Genomic DNA, 16159 nt, shown 5'->3' with positions numbered 1-16159 from the left:
CCCGGGGCACGTCACATCATCGGTAGGGGTTGAAGTTCTGCGCCGCCATCAGGAACCACGCGGTGGCGCCGACGTGCTGGCGCGGGAAGTAGCCGAACGCGAAGCCGGTGTCGAACGCGCTGGTGGCGGCCACGATGCCGGCCGCGGCGGGCAATGGGGTGCCGGTCCAGGTGCCGCCCTCGCCCGGGTTGGACAGCTTGCCGTGGTCCGCGTCGGCGGTCAGGCCCACCGTCTGCCCGGCGCCGAGGGTCCGCTGCGCGACGGCGGTCTGCCGCAGCAGCCGCTTGGCCAGTGCCGTGTCACCGCGGTCGTCGCGCTTGAGCAGAGCCAGGGCCGTGTGCCCGTTGCCCTCCAGCCAGACGGCGTCGCGGTTGTTCTCCACGGTGCTGCCGGAGACCGGCCCGGTACGGATCTTGGCCTGGCTGCTGTAGGTCACGCCGGAGACGGCGCCGTCGGTGTTCGCGAGATTCTCGGTGACCCAGTCCACGGCGTCGTCGTAGCGCCGGTCGTCCAGGCTCAGCAGCGCCCAGGTCTGCACGTCCTCGGGGATGTTGCCGATGTTGATCAGGTTCGGGTCCTCGCCCGGTACGCCGCCGAGCGTGCCGGTCCACAGGAAGCGCTCGGAGCGGTTCCACATGGCCCGCACGAAGTCCTCGGCCACGTCGGCGCGGGCGGTCCAGCGCCGGTCCCTGGTCAGCTTGGCCAGCAGCGTGAAGAGCCCGTACGCGTCGATGTTGTGCTCGGTCGAGGCCCACGGCTGCGGCGTCTCACCGTCGCCCTGCAGACCGCCGTGGTAGCCGCCGAAGCGGTACGGCGACTCCTTGTCCGCGATCCACCGGCCGAGGGCCACCGCGCCGTCGAGGTACTTGGTGATCCGGGTGTCGACGTAGAGCTGGGCCAGGGCGAGCGCCACCCAGGCCATGTCGCCGGTCGAGGAGCCGCCGAAGCCGTACGGCCACAGGAACGCCGCGTTGCCGTCCTCGCGCTTGAGACCGGGGAAGGACGGTCCGCCGCCGTAGAAGAGCATCGGCCCGGCCGCGTACGCCTGCCGGACCCGCCCGTCGGTGTACTTCTCGTCGTTGGCCTGGATCCACAGCAGGGCGTCGCCGATGAGCCGGGCCCGGCGCACGTTGGCCACCGTCGGGTTGGCCAGGTAGGCCAGCGCCGCGAGCGCATTGTCGTAGACGAACGCGGTCGTCATCAGCTCGCTCTCGTTGTTGTAGCTCTGCAGCAGCCGCGGCTCGCCGCCCTTGACGTAGGCGTCCTGCACCACGTCGAGGTAGTGGTAGGCGCGGCTCACCGGCTCGGCCAGCGTGCGGTCCACCAGGTGCCGCGGCGCGCAGGTGCCGGCGGCGGCGGAGTCCGGAGCGAGCAGCGGGGCGGCCACGGTGGCGGCGGCCGCCGCGGCGGGCAGGGTGAGCAGGCGCCGGCGGGAGAACGCTCCCGAGGTGGAGCTGAGGTTGGTGGGCATGTCGCGGAACTCCAACAGGTCTGAGAGCGCTCTCACGACGAGCGCTGGGCGCCATTGAAACCTGTCGGGCCCCGCCTGGCAAGCCGCGGGCCGCCGGCGATGTCGCCGGCGGCCCGCGGCACACCTCAGACCTCGGCGTCGACGACCTCGCCCAGGCCACCGGCCACCAGCTCGTCGCGGATCACCGCGGCGTCACCCTCGACGACGACGGTCAGGCCGTCGGGGTGCAGATGCCTCGCCGCGGCGGCGGACACCTCGGCCACCGTCGCGTCGAGCAGGCTGCGCCGCAGGGTCGCGTAGTAGTCGTCGGGCAGCCCGTGCACCACCAGCGTGGCCAGCGCACCGGCGATCGAGCCCGGCGTCTGCATGTCGACCGTGAGCTGGCCGGCCCGCCACGTGCGGGCCACCTCCAGCTCCTCCTCGGTGACGCCGTCCAGCCGGGTGCGGGTCACCTCGCCGACGGTGTCGGTCAGCGCCGGCGCGGTCACCGCCGTCTGCACCGAGGTGCTGATGCCGAACCGGCCGAACCGGCGGGTCATCGCGAAATCGGCGCGGATGCCGTACGTGTAGCCCTTCACCTCGCGGATCAGGTGGTTGAGCCGGGACGTGAACGCCCCGCCCAGCACCGTCGCCACCAGCGTCATCGACACGTAGTCGGGGTTCGCGCGTTCCGGCGCCCGGTGCCCGAGCCGCAGCGTCGACTGCACCGAGCCCGGGCGGTCCACCAGCAGCAGCCGGCGGCCGGCGGCGATCGGCACCCCCAGCGGTCCGGCCGGTGCGGTCGGCTCCCCGGTCGCCCCCGCGAAAGCGGCTGCCCCGAGCTCGGCCAGATCCAACTGGTCCAGATCACCGGCGACCAGCAGCACGCCCGGCCGCTTGAGCCAGGACTCGTGGAACGCGGTCACGTCCTCGACGGTGACGGCCGCGACCGACGCGGGATCACCGTGCAGCGGCCGGCCGTACCGCTCGGCCGCCCCGAAGAGATCCATCCGCAGCGCCGCGTCCGCCCGCGGGCCGGGCTGCGCCCAGTCCATCCGCAGCGCGGTCACCTCGTCGTCGCGCACCCGCGCGACATCGGCCGGATCCAGGCGCGGGGTGCGGGCCGCCTCGGCGAGCAGGTTCACGGCCCGGGACAGCAGCGCCACCGGTACGGACACACCGACCCGGAACGAGTCCCAGTCGACCGAGGTGGACAACTCGGCCCCGAGACCCTCCAGCGCCAGCGCGAACGCCGCGGAATCCCGGGTCGTGGTGCCCTCCTCCAGGCACTTGGCCAGCACGGTGGCCGTGCCCTCGCGGCCCGCGGACTCCCGCGCGCCACCGGCGTCGAGCAGCAGCGCGGCGGTGGCCAGGTGCTGACCCGGCATGTGCGCGGCGACGACCTCACCACCGGCCACCGAGACCCGCTGGATGTCCGGGAACGCGTACGGCCGGGAGTCGCCGGGGCCGGGCCGGGTGGCAACGAGACTCACTGGTCGGTCCCTTCGTCGGGCAGGTAGGTGAGGGTGACGCGGGACTCCGGGTTCAGCGTGCGGGCGGCGTCGAGGATGTCGCCGGCCGTGACCGACTGCCACTGCGGCAACCGGTAGGCCGCGCTGGTGGCGTCGCCGAACTGGGTCGCGTACCGGCCCAGGGTGTCGGCGCGACCGCCGACAGTGGACATCTGCCGCCACCACGAGGTGGTCAGCAGGGCCTTGGCCCGTTCCAGCTCGGCCTCGGTCGCCGGCTCGGTGGCCATGCTGTCCAGCACCTCGGCCACCCCGGCCTCCAGCCGCCCGGCGTCGACGCCGTCCTTGGCCGTGGCCGTGACGATCAGCGGGGCCGGGGCGTGGGCCAGGTCGACGCCGTACGCGCCGATGTAGTCCGGCTGGGCGATCCGGGCGCCGTCGGCGAGCCGCTGGTAGAGCCGGCTGCCCCGGCCGCTGCCCAGCACTGTGGCCAGGACGGTGATGGCGTCGTAGCCGGCCGTGCCGAACGGGTGGGTGCGGTGCGACAGATAGATCCGGGGGGCCGGGACCTTGCCGGTCACCGTCTCGCGGACCGGCTCGGTGGCCGCGCCGGAGATGTGCCCGCGCGGCGCCGGCGGGATGTCGGAGACGGACTCCAACGCCCCGAAGTACTTCTCCGCCAGGGCGAAGACCTCAGCCGGGGTGACGTCACCGGCGACGGTCAGCACCGCGTTGTTCGGCGCGTAGTACTGCTGATGGAACGCCTTGAAGGTGTCGAGACCGGCGGCGTTCAGGTCCTCCATCGACCCGATCGTCGCATGGTGGTACGGATGCCCCGGCGGATACAGCAGCGGCAACAGGCGCAGCCACGCGTCGCCGTACGGGACGTTGTCGTACCGCTGGCGCCGTTCGTTCTTGACGACCTCGCGCTGGTTGTCGAGCGTCTCCTGGGTCAGCGCCGGGACCAGACCGCCCATCCGGTCCGCCTCCAGCCAGAGCCCGAGCTCCAGATGCTCGACCGGCAACGTCTCGAAGTAGTTGGTCCGGTCCGGGTTGGTGGTCGCGTTGAGCGAGCCACCGGAGCCCTGGATCAGGCGCATGTGCTCGGTCTTGGCGACGTGCACCGACCCTTCGAACATCAGGTGCTCGAAGAGATGGGCGAAGCCGGTCTGGCCGGCCGGCTCATGCCTCGAGCCGACGTCGTACCAGAGGTTCACGCACACCACCGGCGCGGTGTGATCCTCGCTGACGACCACGCGCAACCCGTTGTCCAGGCGCGCGGTTTCGATGGGCCACGGATAGCCGGTCTCGGCGACCGGCGCGGGCTGAGCAGACACGCAACCTCCCTGTAGCGGCAGCCGGCTTCGACCGGCGCCGCCCCCAGTATCGCGGCTGAGCAGGCCGCTCCGCTCCTTCGCTTCGCTTTCGGCCCCGCTTGGTGTCATCGATACCAAGGGCGGGCGTCCGGCACGACCCCCAGGTCCGCGGCGCCCGCCCCCCGCACCGTTGCCGAGAAGGGGACCCATGACAGACATCGCATCCGACACCGACGCGCGGCTGCTGGAGCAGACGCTGTTCGAGGTCAAGAAGGTGATCGTGGGGCAGGACCGGCTCATCGAGCGGCTGCTGACCGCGCTGCTCGCCGGTGGGCACTGCCTGCTCGAAGGCGTGCCGGGGGTGGCCAAGACGCTGGCCGCGGAGACGCTCGCCGTGGCGGTCGGCGGCAGTTTCCACCGCATCCAGTTCACGCCGGACCTGGTGCCCTCCGACATCGTCGGCACCCGCATCTACCGGGCGTCGCGGGAGGACTTCGACGTCGAGCTGGGCCCGGTGATGGCGAACCTGGTGCTGGCCGACGAGATCAACCGGGCGCCCGCGAAGGTGCAGTCGGCGCTGCTGGAGGTGATGGCCGAGGGGCACGTGTCGATCGGCGGCCGGACCCATCCGGTGCCGCGGCCGTTCCTGGTGCTGGCGACCCAGAACCCGATCGAGAGCGAGGGCGTCTACCAGCTGCCCGAGGCGCAGCGTGACCGGTTCCTGATGCGGGTGGTCGTCGGCTACCCCAGCGACCAGGACGAGCTCGGCATCCTCTACCGGATAAGCGGCGTGCGCCCGGTCGCCCGGCCGGTGCTGGACACCGGCAAGCTGCTGGCGTTGCAGGCCCGGGCCCGCGAGGTGTTCGTGCACCACGCGCTGGCCGAGTACGTGGTCCGGCTGGTGCTGGCCACCCGCGACCCGGCCCGCTTCGGCCTGCCGGAGGTGGCCGGGCAGCTCGCGTACGGGGCCAGCCCACGAGCCACGCTCGGGCTGGTGGCGGCCGGACGGGCGCTGGCGCTGTTGCGCGGACGCGACTACGTGCTGCCGGGCGACCTGCTCGACATCGCGCCCGACGTCCTGGCCCACCGGTTGGTGCTCTCTTTCGACGCGGTCGCCGACGGGATCGCCCCCGAGTCGATCATCCAGCGCATCGTGGACTCCGTACCGCTGCCGGTGATCGCTCCCGCCCAGGAGCAGCACGGCCCGGGGCTGGGCGTGGCGGCATGAGCGACTGCACCGGACGGAGGCCACGAAGGCAGGGCCAGGAGCGCATGCCCGGAGATACAGCATGAACGAGGGTGCCTCCATCAACGAACTCGCACCGGAACGGCGGCTGCGGCGGCTCGAACTCATGGTCACGCGCCGGCTCGACGGGATGCTGCACGGCTCGTACCTCGGGCTCCTGCCCGGCATCGGCAGCGAGCCGGCCGGCAGCCGCGAGTACCGGCCCGGCGAGGACGAGGTCCGCCGGATGGACTGGGCGGTGACCGCGCGGACCGCGGTCGCCCACGTCCGTCAGGTCGACGCGGACCGGGAGCTGGCCACCTGGGTGCTGGTCGACGCGACCGCGAGCATGGACTTCGGCACCGCCGAGTTCGAGAAGCGGGAACTGGCCGTCGCCTCGGTCGCCGCGGTCGGCTTCCTCACCACCGGCGCCGGCAACCGGCTGGGCGCGCACCTGCTCGGCCCCGACGGGGTACGGCGGTTCCCGGCCCGGGGCGGCCGCAACCATCTGCTCGGCATGCTGCGCACGCTGCTCGCCGTACCCCGCTCCGCGCCGGTGACCGAGCAGGTACCCCTGGCCGAAGCGATCGACGGCCTGCACCGCGCGGTCAACCGCCGCGGTCTCGCGGTGGTGGTCTCGGACTTCCTCGACGGTCTCGACGAGGACGGGCTCGGGCCCGGCGCCCCAACCTGGGAACAGCCGCTGCGCCGGCTCGCCGCCCGCCACCAGGTGCTCGCCGTGCAGATCCGTGATCCGCGCGAGCAGGAACTGCCGGACGTGGGACTGCTGACCCTGGTGGACCCGGAAACCGGCCGCCGGCGTGAGGTGCCGACCGCCAGCCGCAAGCTGCGCGAGCGGTACGCCGAGGGGGCCCGCCGGCAGCAGGCGTCCATCGAGACCGGCCTGAAACGGGCCGGCGCCGCCCACCTCGGCCTGCGTACCGACCGCGACTGGGTCGCGGACATCGTCCGGCACGTGTACGCCCAGCGCCGCCTGGGCCGAGCATCCCGAACAGGAGCACGACCATGACGTGGCTTTCCCCGGAACGGCTGTGGCTGCTGGTGGCCGTGGCGGCGCTGGCCGTCGCGTACGTGGTGCTGCAGCGCCGCCGCAGCCGGTACGCCGTCCGCTTCACCAATCTCAAGTTGCTCGACCGGGTCGCACCGGCCCGGCCGCAGTGGCGCCGGCACGTCCCCGCCGGGCTGTTCCTGGCGATGCTGGGCCTGCTCGTGGTCGGCTTCGCCCGGCCGCAGTCCGAGGTGCGGGTGCCCCGGGAGCGGGCCACCGTACTGGTCGCGGTGGACGTGTCCCGGTCGATGCTGGCCACCGACGTGGACCCGGACCGGCTCACCGCGGCCAAGGCCGCGGCCCGCGAGTTCGTGGCCGACCTGCCCGAGCAGTTCAACGTCGGCCTGGTCGGTTTCGCCGGCACTGCCTCGGTGTTCGTGCCGCCGGTGACCGACCGGGCCGCGGTCGACGCCGGCATCGACCGGCTCGCCGAGGGCACGGCCGGGCGGGCCGGGACCGCCATCGGCGATGCCATCGCCACCTCGCTGGAGGCGATCCGCACGCTGGACGCCACCGCCGGTGAGGACGTGCCGCCGGCCCGGGTCGTCGTGCTCTCCGACGGCGCCAACACCGCCGGGCAGGACCCGGCCGAGGCGGCGACGCAGGCCACCGAGCTGGGCGTGCCCGTCGACGCCATCTCGTTCGGCACCGAGAACGGGACCATCGGCGGCAGCGCCCTCGGCGGTGGCGGCGGGGGCGGCAACCAGCCGGTGCCGGTCGACGGGCAGACGCTGCAGGCGGTCGCGGACGCCACCGGCGGCAACTACTTCGAGGCCGGCAGCGCCGAGGAGCTGCGGTCCGCTTACGCCGACATCGGCAGTTCGGTCGGCTACGAGACCGAGACGCAGGACGTGTCGGCGCGCTTCATCGGTATCGGCCTGCTGTTCGCGGCACTGGCCGCACTGGCCTCCATGTTCTGGTTCGCCCGCCTCCCGTAGAGGAGTTCTCTGATGACAATGACCACTGGGCTGGGCGGGTCGCCCCGGGGACCCGAGTTCCTCTCACCCGGCATCGACGAGCGGGCTGCGGGCGTACCGCCGGCCGACGCTGCTGGGGCACCTGCCCGCGCCGCCCGGCGCTGGCCGCTTCTCGCCGCGGCCGGGCTGACCGTGGTGGCGGTCTCCGCCGGCACCGGCGGGGCGGCCGGCTATCTGGCCGGTTCGCCGGACGCCACTCCCACCGACCCGGCCTCGGCGCCGCCGCCCGCGCCCGGCGCCGGGTTCGTCTTCGACGACCGCGGTCACATCGTCACCAACAACCACGTGGTCGCCGCCCGGGGCGGGGGAGCGGTCAGCGTGGTCGGCTCGGACGGGCGCCGGCTCACCGCCGAGGTTGTCGGCACCGACCCGAACAGCGACATCGCCGTGCTGCGGGTCACCCCGTCGGCCGCGCTGCGCCCGCTCGAACGCGCCGACCTCAGGGCCACCCGGGTCGGCGAGCCGGTGCTGGCGGTCGGCTCACCGCTCGGTCTTTCCGGCACGGTCACCGCCGGCATCGTCAGCGCGCTGGACCGGCCGGTGCGGCTGGGCGGCACCGTGCGGCAGACCGCGGTGCAGACCGACGCCTCCATCAACCCCGGCAATTCGGGCGGTCCGCTGGTGAACGCGCGGGGTGAGGTGGTCGGCGTGAACACCGCGATCGCCACCCTGGAGGGCGGCGGGTCCATCGGGATCGGCTTCGCCGTGCCGATCGACCGGGCCGCTCAGGTGGCCACGACCCTCATCGGCCGTGGATAGTCGACAGATGCGGCTGCTGGTGGTGGAGGACGAGGAAGACCTGGCGGAGGGCCTGCGGGTCGGTCTCGCCCGGACCGGGTACGCGGTCGACGTCGCGCTCGACGCCGCCGAGGCGTACGACCGGCTGACCGTGAACGAGTACGACCTGATGCTGCTCGACGTGAACCTGCCCGACGGTGACGGGTTCACCCTGTGCCGCTCGTTGCGCAACGGCGAGCTGGACACCCCGGGGGAGACCGACTTGCGGGTGCTCATGCTCACCGCCCGCGGTGGCCTCGAGGACCGGGTGCGCGGGCTCGACGAGGGCGCGGACGACTACCTGGTGAAGCCGTTCGCCCTGGCCGAGCTGCTGGCCCGGGTCCGCGCCCTGCTGCGCCGGGACACCGCCGGCACGTCGTCGGTGCTGACCGTCGGCGACGTGGTGCTGGACGTGGCCCGGCACGTCGCGACGCTGCGCGGGGAGCGGCTGACGTTGACGCCCAAGGAGTTCGGCGTCCTGGAATACCTGATGACCCGGCCCGGGCACGTGGTGTCGAGCGAGGAACTGCTCGAGCACGTGTGGGACGCCAACGCCGACCCGTTCACCCAGACCGTCCGGGTCACGGTCGGCACCCTGCGGCGCAAGCTCGGCGAGGGCTCGATCGAGACGGTGGTCGGCCGGGGCTACCGGCTGCGGGACGGGGCGGCGTGAAGCGCCCGGAGCTGTTCCGGTCGATCCGGTTCCGGCTCACGGTGATCTACTCCACGCTGCTCTTCGCACTGGCCGGGGCCGCCCTGGCGATCACCTACTTCGCGGTGGCGAAGACCACCGACCCGCGGCCGATCACCGAGCAGGTCGCGTTCCGCAAGCAGGGGCGGGTGATCATCGATCAGGTCACCGTCGCGGAGGTCAGCGAGATCGAGGCGGCGATCAACTACAACACCCTGCAGAATCTGCGCACCTACTCGCTGATCGTGCTGGGCGGACTCTTCGTCGCCAGCCTGGGGATCGGCTGGGTGCTCTCCGGCCGGGCGCTGCGCCCGGTGGGCGCGATCACCCGGACCGCCCGGGAGATCCAGGCCACCGACCTCTCCCGGCGCATCCGGCTCAGCGGTCCCCGCGACGAACTGCGGGACCTCGCCGACACCATCGACTCCATGTTGGACAGACTGGATGAGGCCTTCCACTCGCAACGCCAGCTGATCGACGACGCCTCGCACGAACTGCGCAGCCCGCTGGCCATCATCCGGACCAACCTCGACGCCTCGCTCACCCCGGCCGAAGCGACCCCGGAGGAACGCGAACGGGCGGTCGCCGTGGTGGACCGGGCCACGACGCGGATGTCGCGGCTGGTGGAGGACCTGCTGGCCACCGCCCGCCGGGATGCGCACGGACTGTCGGACGCCGACGTGGAGCTCACCACGATCGCCCGTGAGGCCGGCGAGGAGTCCTTCATCACCGACCGCGGCCTGCACCTGCGCTACCACCTGCCCGGGGAGCTGCACCTGATCGGGGACGCCGACGGGCTGCGCCGGGCCGTCGGCAACCTGCTGTCCAACGCCGTACGGCTGGCTCCCGGATCCTCCACCGTGACGGTCGCGACCGGCCGTACCGGATCATGGTTGTGGCTGGCCGTGGCCGACGAAGGTCCGGGCATCGCCCCGGCCGACCTGACCCGGGTCTTCGACCGCTTCTGGCGCGGGAAGCCGGAAACCGGCGCGGAACGGTCCCGGCAGCGCCGCACCGGGCTCGGCCTGGCGATCGTCCGGCAGATCGTGGAGTCGCACGGCGGTCAGGTGGCGGCCTTCTCCGAGCTGGGCCGGGGCAGCACCTTCGTGCTGTGGCTGCCGGCCGCCGACCGCACGGACGCCGAACCGCCGCCCGCGGTCAGCCCCTGGCCCTGACAACCGGATGGCGGCCCGGCGTGATCGCCTGCCATGCTGGGCGCGTGGCGGACGACGTACGGGTCAGTGACCGGTTGACGATCCCCGCCGCCGAGCTCTCGTGGCGGTTCTCCCGCTCCAGCGGGCCCGGTGGCCAGGGGGTCAACACCACCGACTCCCGGGTGGAGCTGTCCTGGGATCTGGCCGGCTCCGAGCTGCTGCCACCCTCGTTGCGGGAGCGCGCCCTCGAGCAGCTCGGCGGCCGGCTGGTCAACGGCGTGCTGACGATCACCGCCTCGGAGCACCGCTCGCAGCTGCGCAACCGCGAGGCCGCCGCCGCCCGGCTGGCCGCCCTCGTCGCCGGGGCCATCGCGCCGCCGCCACGGGCCCGGCGGGCCACCCGGCCGTCGCGGGGCTCCGTCGAGCGGCGGATCGCCGAGAAGAAGCGGCGCAGTCAGACCAAGCGCAACCGGCGGGCCGACACCGACTGACGGGTCAGCTGTTGTGCGGGGCCACGGCTTCGCGGTTCTCCGCCGCCAGGGCCGGGCCCAGCAGCTCCTCGCAGACCCGGATCAGCCGGGCCCGCAACGCCGACGCGCGGCGGGCGAACTCCCGCTGGCGGGTGACGTACTCCGCCTTGCCCTCGGCTGTCTCGATCTTCACCGGCTCCTGCCCGTACGACGTCAGGTCGTACGGGCTGGCCTGCATGTCCAGCAGGCGGATGTCGCCGGCCAGGGCGAAACAGTCCAGCGCCAGGGCGCCGGGCACCGCCGGGCCGAGCTTGCTCGCCCACTTGTGGCAGTCCATCGCCGCGTGCAGGCAGCCCGGCTGGTCCAGGTCGACCTGGGTGGCCCGGGTGGGCTGGAGGCGGTTGAGGCCCACCGCCTCGGGGGTGAAGAAGCGGAACGCGTCGAAGTGGGTGCAGCGGATCGGGTGCTCCTCGACCACCTTGTCCGTCTCGGCCTGGCCCAGGCGCAGCGGCAAGGAGTGCCGGTGCTCCGGCTGGCGGTAGACCATCGCCCACTCGTGCAGCCCGAAACAGCCGGAGAACGCCGGCCGGGAGGCCGTCGCGGCGAGCAGGCCGTGGATGTAGCGCACGCTCTCGCCGCGGGCGTGCATGTACGCCTCTGTGTCGAGGGTCACGACGCCGTCCGGGTACGACTTGTACCACTTCCAGGCGGCGTGCTCGGCCAGCCCGGTCGGTGCCGCGGCCAGTCCGGTGCCCACCCCGGGGTGCCAGCGGCGGAGCTGGGCCGGGCGGGTGCCGTAGTAGTCGTACAGGAAATCCTCTATGGCGTGCTTCTCGCCCGCCGCCTTGCGCGCGCGGTGCCCGGCCGTCATCTCGTCCGCCCGCTCGGCGTGGGCGCGGGCCAGTGGGATCCAGCTGACCGAGGGCAGCACAGTGGTCAGCGCGTGGGTTTCGCTGATCCGCATCGCACCAGCGTATCCAGCAAGTCCACTCCTATCGAGCCTCGGCGTCGTCTGTGGTGAGGAACGCCCGAACGAGGTCCGCCACCGCCGCCGGTGCGCTCTCGTCGGGAGCGTTGTGATCGAGGTCCGGCAGCAGGGCGTAGCGGGCGGCCGGGACGAGCTCCGCGAGCCGGGGCTGGACCCGGCGCAGCCATTCCGGGCTGCGGCCGCCCGCGATGATCAGGGTCGGTGAGCCGATGGCGGCGTACCGGCTGCCGTCGGAGTCCAGGCCGGCGACCACCCGGCATTCGGCCGGAAGTGTTGGAAGCAGCTGCCGGGTCTCCCGGCCCTCGGGCGTCTGCAACAGGAACCAGGCGAAGGCGGTGTAGACGGGCATCGGTACGACGCCGATCGGGGCGAAACCGAGCCCGGTGAGGAAGGTGGCCATCGCTCCGGCGGACCGCCCGCGGGCCAGCCGGCGCTCGAACTCGGGCAGGAACGTCGTGTCGATCGAGCCGTCGAGGCTGACCGCGGGCTCGTAGACCACCAGCCTGCTCAGATCGCGGCGGAGCGCGACGTGCATGGCGGCCAGGCCGCCGTAGCTGTGCCCGAACAGCTCGCCGGAGCCGGTGGCGGCCAGCACCGCGAGCGCGTCCTCGACCTCCCGCTCGATCGAGTAGCCCGGCCCGGGTGGGCCGCTGTCGCCGCGGCCACGACGTTCGATGACGTGCACGGTGCGGGAGTCCGCGAGGGATTCGGCGAGCCGGCGGTAGTGGTGTGAGCGGCGCAGACCGCCGGGGATGACGACCAGGCCGGGGCCCGATCCGGTGCTGGTCACGTGGAGCCGGGTGCCGTCGGCGCTGGTAATAGTTGGCATGCGAACGAATGTAGTACATCTACTACATCCTTGATAGTGTGCTCGACATGAAGACCATGACGGGGGCGGAGGTGACGGGAGTGGACACGGCGCCGGACGAGACCGTGCTCGACGTCCGCGACCTGCGCATGCGATACGGCAGCACGGACGTCCTGCACGGGTTGTCGTTCACCGCCCGGCGCGGCGAGGTGCTCGCCCTGCTCGGGCCCAACGGCGCCGGCAAGACCACCACCATCGAGATCCTCGAGGGCTTCCGGATGCGCTCGGCCGGCACGGTCCGCGTGCTCGGCGTCGACCCGGCCACCGGCGGCGAGGAGTGGCGGGCCCGCCTCGGCGTGGTGCTGCAGTCCTGGCGCGACCACGGCAAGTGGCGCGTCCGCGAGCTGCTGCACCACCTCGGCGGCTACTACGCCGACTACTCCACACCCGCTGTCAACCGTCCGTGGCCGGCGGACGAGCTGATCGAGCTCGTCGGCCTGGGCGCGCAGGGTGGCACCCGGATCAACCGGCTCTCCGGTGGCCAGCGCCGCCGGCTCGACGTGGCGATCGGCATCGTGGGCCGGCCGGAGGTGCTCTTCCTCGACGAGCCGACGGTCGGCTTCGACCCGGCGGCCCGTCGCGAGTTCCACGACCTGGTGCACCGGCTGACCGATGTGGACGACACCACCGTCCTGCTCACCACCCACGACCTCGACGAGGCGGAGAAGCTGGCCGACCGGATCGTCATCCTGGCCGGCGGCCGGATCATCGCGGACGGCTCGGCCGACCAGCTCTCCCGCCGGGTCGCGGGGGAGTCGGAGATCCGCTGGACCCGCGCCGGCTCCCGCTACGTGCACAGCGACGCCGACGCCACCCGCTTCGTCCGGGAGCTCTTCCGGCAGTACGGCGACGACATCGCCGACCTGGAAGTGCGCCGCGCCGGTCTGGAGGACACCTACATGACGCTGGTCCGCGAATCCGAGGCCGGCCGGGACACCGCCGCCGCCTCGGCCTTCGAGGTGGTCCGATGAGCGCCGTCTCCACCGCCGCCCGCAGCGGGCTGGCCCGCGGCGGCATCGAGCTGCGGCAGACCCTGACCAACGTGCTCGACCTGTGGACCTACATCTTCCCGGCGGCCCTGCTCGTGGGCACCGTCTATTTCATGCGCGACGCCACCGTGCCGGGCACCGACCTGTCGCTGGGCGCCCGCACGCTGCCGAGCACGCTCGGCATGGGCCTGGCCTTCGCGGGACTGCTCACGGTGGCCACGCTGCTGGTGACCGACCGCGAGGACGGCACCCTGCTGCGGGCCAAGGCCACGCCGAACGGGATGGCCGGCTACCTGGTCGGCAAGCTGGTCCTGGTCGGCGGCATGGCGGCGATCAGCCTCCTGCTGCAGATCGTGCCCAGTCTGTTCATCGTCGACGGGCTGCGGATCGACGCCGACGGGTGGCTCACCCTGTGCTGGCTGCTGCCGCTCGGTTTCGCCGCCACCATCCCGCTGGGCGCGGTCTTCGGCTCGCTGCTGGAGAATCCGCGCAACATCGGTCTGCTCCTGCTGCCGCTGGGCGGTCTGGTGGCCATCTCCGGCATCTTCTACCCGATCAGCGCCATGCCGGGCTGGCTGCACGGGGTCGCGCAGGCCTTCCCGGTCTACTGGCTAGGGTTGGGCATGCGCTCTGTGTTCCTGCCCGACGCGCTGGCCTCGGTCGAGCTGGGTCATTCCTGGCGGCACGCGCAGACCTTCGGCGTCCTGGGCCTGTGGGCGGTCCTCGGCCTGGTGCTCGCGCCGGTCGTGCTGCGCCGCATGGCACGCCGCGAGTCGGGCTCGGCTGTCGCCGCCCGGCGCGAGAAGGCCATGACGCGGATCGGGTGACGGACGACGCATGAGCAGTGAGATCACGTACAACCGCATCGCGATGCTGCGCGCCGAGCGCGGCATCTCCCGGCGCCAGCTCGCCGACGCCCTCGGCGTGCACTACCAGACCGTGGGCTATCTCGAACGCGGCGAGTTCAGCCCGTCCCTGCACCTGGCCCTGCGGATCTGCGACTACTTCGAGGTGCCCGTCGAGGTGGTGTTCTCGCTCAGCCCGTTCCCCCGGCTGGGCACCGAGCCCGTGCCGCGTACGGCGTAGCCTCGATCCTGCGTTGTCTCGCTCAATGGATGGGGTTATCCGTGCGTTTCGCTCGTTTTGTTCATGCCGGTGGCGTGTCCTTCGGGGTTGTCGAGGGTGAGTCCGGGGCCGGGGCCAAGGGCCTGACGATCGCCGAGATCGGCAGCCTCCCGTTCGAGCAGGTGCGCTTCACCGGGCAGCGCTGGGCCCTGGCCGACGTCCGGCTGCTCGCGCCGATCTTCTCCAGCAAGGTGATCGGGGTCGGCCGCAACTACGCCGACCACGCGGCCGAGCTCGGCAACGAGGTGCCCAAGGAGCCGCTGATCTTCATCAAGCCGTCCACCTCGGTGATCGGCCCGAACGACGCGATCCGGATCCCGCCGCAGTCCCAGCAGGTCGAGCACGAGGCCGAGCTGGCCGTGGTGATCGGCGCGACCGGCGCCCGCCGGGTGGACCGGGCCGGTGCCCAGCGGGCCATCTTCGGCTACACGGTCGGCAACGACGTGACCGCCCGTGACCTGCAGCGCACCGACCCGCAGTGGACCCGGGCCAAGGGCTTCGACTCGTTCTGCCCGATCGGGCCGTGGATCGAGACCGACCTCGACGTCAGCGACCTCGAGGTGCGCTGCGAGGTGGGCCGCAACCCGGACGAGATGGAGGTGCGCCAGCTCGGCCGGACCAAGGACATGGTCTTCGACGTGCCGACCCTGGTGTCCTACGTCTCGCATGTCATGACGCTGCTGCCCGGCGACATCATCCTGACGGGCACCCCGGCCGGAGTGAGCCAGATCGTCTCCGGCGAGACCGTGATGGTCAGCGTTCAGGGCATCGGCGAGCTGCGCAACCCGGTCGTCTCGCTGGACTGAGCCGCGCCCGCCTGTCGTTCGATCCCGTCGAGCAGCAGCCCCAGGCCGTAGGCGAAGGCGTCCGTGGCCTGCTGGTCCGGGCCCCGGTCGAAGCCGCCGGCGTTCCAGAGCCCGGTCATCGCGGGATGCTGCTCGACGTCGAACCAGTCCTCCCACAGCCGGCCCCGCCGGCTCCACCAGCTGTCGTTCGACTCGCCGCTGGTCCGGCGCAGCTGGGTGTTCTCGCCCTCCTGCCGGGCCGCGGCGGTCACGAACATGGTGATCGTCACGGCGGCCGTGTTGCGGCTCGACACCGGCAGGCCACCCAGCGTGGACAGCACGTACTCGCTCTCGCGCAGAGTTCCGGGGCCCAGCGGCGGGCGGATCCGGGAGACCTGGCACAGCCACGGGTGCTCCCGGTACATCGCGATCGTGCGGTCGGCGTACAGCTGGATCTGCTCGCGCCAGTGCGCCGGCCGTTCCTCGCCCGGTCCGGGCAGCCGCCGGCGGCCCAGGACCTCGTCGACCATCAGCTCCACCAGCTCGGCCCGTGACGGCACGTAGGTGTAGAGCGTCATCGTCGCCACCCCGAGCCGGGTGGCCACCTGGGCCATCGAGGCCGCGGCGAGTCCGTCCTGGTCGGCCACGGCGATGCCGGCCGCCACCACCTGGTCCACGGTGAGCCGGGGCGGGCGCCCGGTGGTCGCTTTGCGGGCCTGTTTGTGCCGCCACAGCAGCGGCAGGATCCGGTCGGGATCGGTGGCCCCGCTGAACTCGGTCATCTCGTATACCCTACGAGAAGAGTT

At 72.6% G+C, this 16159-nt stretch carries 17 protein-coding genes; 11 read left to right on the top strand and 6 right to left on the bottom strand.

Annotated elements, in window-relative coordinates; all coding sequences use genetic code 11:
* Positions 1 to 16 precede the first annotated feature (16 nt).
* The 3 genes from ACWEOZ_RS25180 to ACWEOZ_RS25170 all read right to left on the bottom strand — a co-directional run bounded on the left by ACWEOZ_RS25180 (position 17) and on the right by ACWEOZ_RS25170 (position 4256).
* Entirely contained in the window at positions 17 to 1507 is a 1491-nt protein-coding gene (locus ACWEOZ_RS25180; RefSeq protein ID WP_451913122.1) for a hypothetical protein, read from the bottom strand.
* Positions 1508 to 1596: 89 nt separating this feature from the next.
* Positions 1597 to 2943, bottom strand: a complete 1347-nt coding sequence (locus tag ACWEOZ_RS25175; protein ID WP_451913121.1) for a M16 family metallopeptidase — start codon at positions 2941 to 2943, stop codon at positions 1597 to 1599.
* Complete coding sequence (locus ACWEOZ_RS25170; protein ID WP_451913120.1) at positions 2940 to 4256, bottom strand: M16 family metallopeptidase; 1317 nt, start codon at positions 4254 to 4256, stop codon at positions 2940 to 2942. Before ACWEOZ_RS25170 ends, ACWEOZ_RS25175 begins: the two co-directional genes overlap by 4 nt.
* Positions 4257 to 4443: 187 nt before the next feature.
* Here ACWEOZ_RS25170 and ACWEOZ_RS25165 point away from each other — a divergent pair, with 187 nt between their 5' ends.
* From ACWEOZ_RS25165 to arfB, 7 genes are all read left to right on the top strand, one after another.
* Positions 4444 to 5463, top strand: coding sequence for an AAA family ATPase (locus tag ACWEOZ_RS25165; protein ID WP_451913119.1), 1020 nt, complete (start codon positions 4444 to 4446; stop codon positions 5461 to 5463).
* 61 nt (positions 5464 to 5524) lie between these two features.
* Positions 5525 to 6490: a DUF58 domain-containing protein gene (locus ACWEOZ_RS25160; RefSeq protein ID WP_451913118.1), complete on the top strand. Its 966-nt coding sequence runs from the start codon at positions 5525 to 5527 to the stop codon at positions 6488 to 6490.
* Complete coding sequence (locus tag ACWEOZ_RS25155; protein WP_451913117.1) at positions 6487 to 7467, top strand: VWA domain-containing protein; 981 nt, start codon at positions 6487 to 6489, stop codon at positions 7465 to 7467. Before ACWEOZ_RS25160 ends, ACWEOZ_RS25155 begins: the two co-directional genes overlap by 4 nt.
* A 12-nt stretch (positions 7468 to 7479) precedes the next feature.
* Complete coding sequence (locus ACWEOZ_RS25150) at positions 7480 to 8265, top strand: S1C family serine protease (protein ID WP_451913116.1); 786 nt, start codon at positions 7480 to 7482, stop codon at positions 8263 to 8265.
* Positions 8266 to 8272: 7 nt separating this feature from the next.
* A complete protein-coding gene (locus tag ACWEOZ_RS25145; RefSeq protein WP_451913115.1) occupies positions 8273 to 8956 on the top strand; it encodes a response regulator transcription factor in 684 nt (227 codons plus the stop codon).
* Positions 8953 to 10149, top strand: coding sequence for a sensor histidine kinase (locus ACWEOZ_RS25140; protein WP_451913114.1), 1197 nt, complete (start codon positions 8953 to 8955; stop codon positions 10147 to 10149). The genes ACWEOZ_RS25145 and ACWEOZ_RS25140 overlap by 4 nt, the downstream gene beginning before the upstream one ends.
* Before the next feature lie 44 nt (positions 10150 to 10193).
* Positions 10194 to 10619: an alternative ribosome rescue aminoacyl-tRNA hydrolase ArfB gene (gene arfB, locus ACWEOZ_RS25135; RefSeq protein WP_451913113.1), complete on the top strand. Its 426-nt coding sequence runs from the start codon at positions 10194 to 10196 to the stop codon at positions 10617 to 10619.
* A gap of 4 nt (positions 10620 to 10623) precedes the next feature.
* Here the strand turns inward: arfB and ACWEOZ_RS25130 are convergent, their stop codons facing one another.
* On the bottom strand, positions 10624 to 11562 hold the full coding sequence (locus tag ACWEOZ_RS25130) for a 3-methyladenine DNA glycosylase (RefSeq protein WP_451913112.1): 939 nt from the start codon (positions 11560 to 11562) through the stop codon (positions 10624 to 10626).
* Between the two features lie 28 nt (positions 11563 to 11590).
* Complete coding sequence (locus ACWEOZ_RS25125) at positions 11591 to 12415, bottom strand: alpha/beta fold hydrolase (protein WP_451913111.1); 825 nt, start codon at positions 12413 to 12415, stop codon at positions 11591 to 11593.
* 56 nt (positions 12416 to 12471) lie between these two features.
* On the opposite strand from ACWEOZ_RS25125, the gene ACWEOZ_RS25120 reads away from it, so the two are divergent.
* From ACWEOZ_RS25120 to ACWEOZ_RS25105, 4 genes are read left to right on the top strand one after another with little or no spacing between them, the layout of a single operon-like run.
* Positions 12472 to 13425, top strand: coding sequence for an ABC transporter ATP-binding protein (locus ACWEOZ_RS25120; protein WP_451913166.1), 954 nt, complete (start codon positions 12472 to 12474; stop codon positions 13423 to 13425).
* Entirely contained in the window at positions 13422 to 14270 is an 849-nt protein-coding gene (locus tag ACWEOZ_RS25115) for an ABC transporter permease (RefSeq protein WP_451913110.1), read from the top strand. Before ACWEOZ_RS25120 ends, ACWEOZ_RS25115 begins: the two co-directional genes overlap by 4 nt.
* Before the next feature lie 10 nt (positions 14271 to 14280).
* Entirely contained in the window at positions 14281 to 14529 is a 249-nt protein-coding gene (locus ACWEOZ_RS25110; protein ID WP_360550047.1) for a helix-turn-helix transcriptional regulator, read from the top strand.
* Positions 14530 to 14570: 41 nt separating this feature from the next.
* Complete coding sequence (locus ACWEOZ_RS25105) at positions 14571 to 15374, top strand: fumarylacetoacetate hydrolase family protein (protein WP_433721573.1); 804 nt, start codon at positions 14571 to 14573, stop codon at positions 15372 to 15374.
* Here the strand turns inward: ACWEOZ_RS25105 and ACWEOZ_RS25100 are convergent.
* Complete coding sequence (locus ACWEOZ_RS25100) at positions 15329 to 16135, bottom strand: TetR/AcrR family transcriptional regulator (RefSeq protein WP_451913109.1); 807 nt, start codon at positions 16133 to 16135, stop codon at positions 15329 to 15331. The two genes, ACWEOZ_RS25105 and ACWEOZ_RS25100, sit on opposite strands and share 46 nt — an antisense overlap.
* Positions 16136 to 16159: the final 24 nt, after the last annotated feature.

The organism is Actinoplanes sp. NPDC004185 (assembly GCF_053603475.1).
This window is presented reverse-complemented; position numbering and strand designations above follow the sequence as displayed.

What these genes read in the sequence shown, in the direction of transcription:
- ACWEOZ_RS25165 (WP_451913119.1), top strand. Translation starts at nt 4,444, where the DNA reads ATGACAGACATCGCATCCGACACCGACGCGCGGCTGCTGGAGCAGACG.
- ACWEOZ_RS25160 (WP_451913118.1), top strand. Translation starts at nt 5,525, where the DNA reads ATGAACGAGGGTGCCTCCATCAACGAACTCGCACCGGAACGGCGGCTG.
- ACWEOZ_RS25155 (WP_451913117.1), top strand. Translation starts at nt 6,487, where the DNA reads ATGACGTGGCTTTCCCCGGAACGGCTGTGGCTGCTGGTGGCCGTGGCG.
- ACWEOZ_RS25150 (WP_451913116.1), top strand. Translation starts at nt 7,480, where the DNA reads ATGACAATGACCACTGGGCTGGGCGGGTCGCCCCGGGGACCCGAGTTC.
- ACWEOZ_RS25145 (WP_451913115.1), top strand. Translation starts at nt 8,273, where the DNA reads ATGCGGCTGCTGGTGGTGGAGGACGAGGAAGACCTGGCGGAGGGCCTG.
- ACWEOZ_RS25130 (WP_451913112.1), bottom strand. Translation starts at nt 11,562, where the DNA reads ATGCGGATCAGCGAAACCCACGCGCTGACCACTGTGCTGCCCTCGGTC.
- ACWEOZ_RS25125 (WP_451913111.1), bottom strand. Translation starts at nt 12,415, where the DNA reads ATGCCAACTATTACCAGCGCCGACGGCACCCGGCTCCACGTGACCAGC.
- ACWEOZ_RS25120 (WP_451913166.1), top strand. Translation starts at nt 12,472, where the DNA reads ATGACGGGGGCGGAGGTGACGGGAGTGGACACGGCGCCGGACGAGACC.
- ACWEOZ_RS25115 (WP_451913110.1), top strand. Translation starts at nt 13,422, where the DNA reads ATGAGCGCCGTCTCCACCGCCGCCCGCAGCGGGCTGGCCCGCGGCGGC.
- ACWEOZ_RS25110 (WP_360550047.1), top strand. Translation starts at nt 14,281, where the DNA reads ATGAGCAGTGAGATCACGTACAACCGCATCGCGATGCTGCGCGCCGAG.
- ACWEOZ_RS25100 (WP_451913109.1), bottom strand. Translation starts at nt 16,135, where the DNA reads ATGACCGAGTTCAGCGGGGCCACCGATCCCGACCGGATCCTGCCGCTG.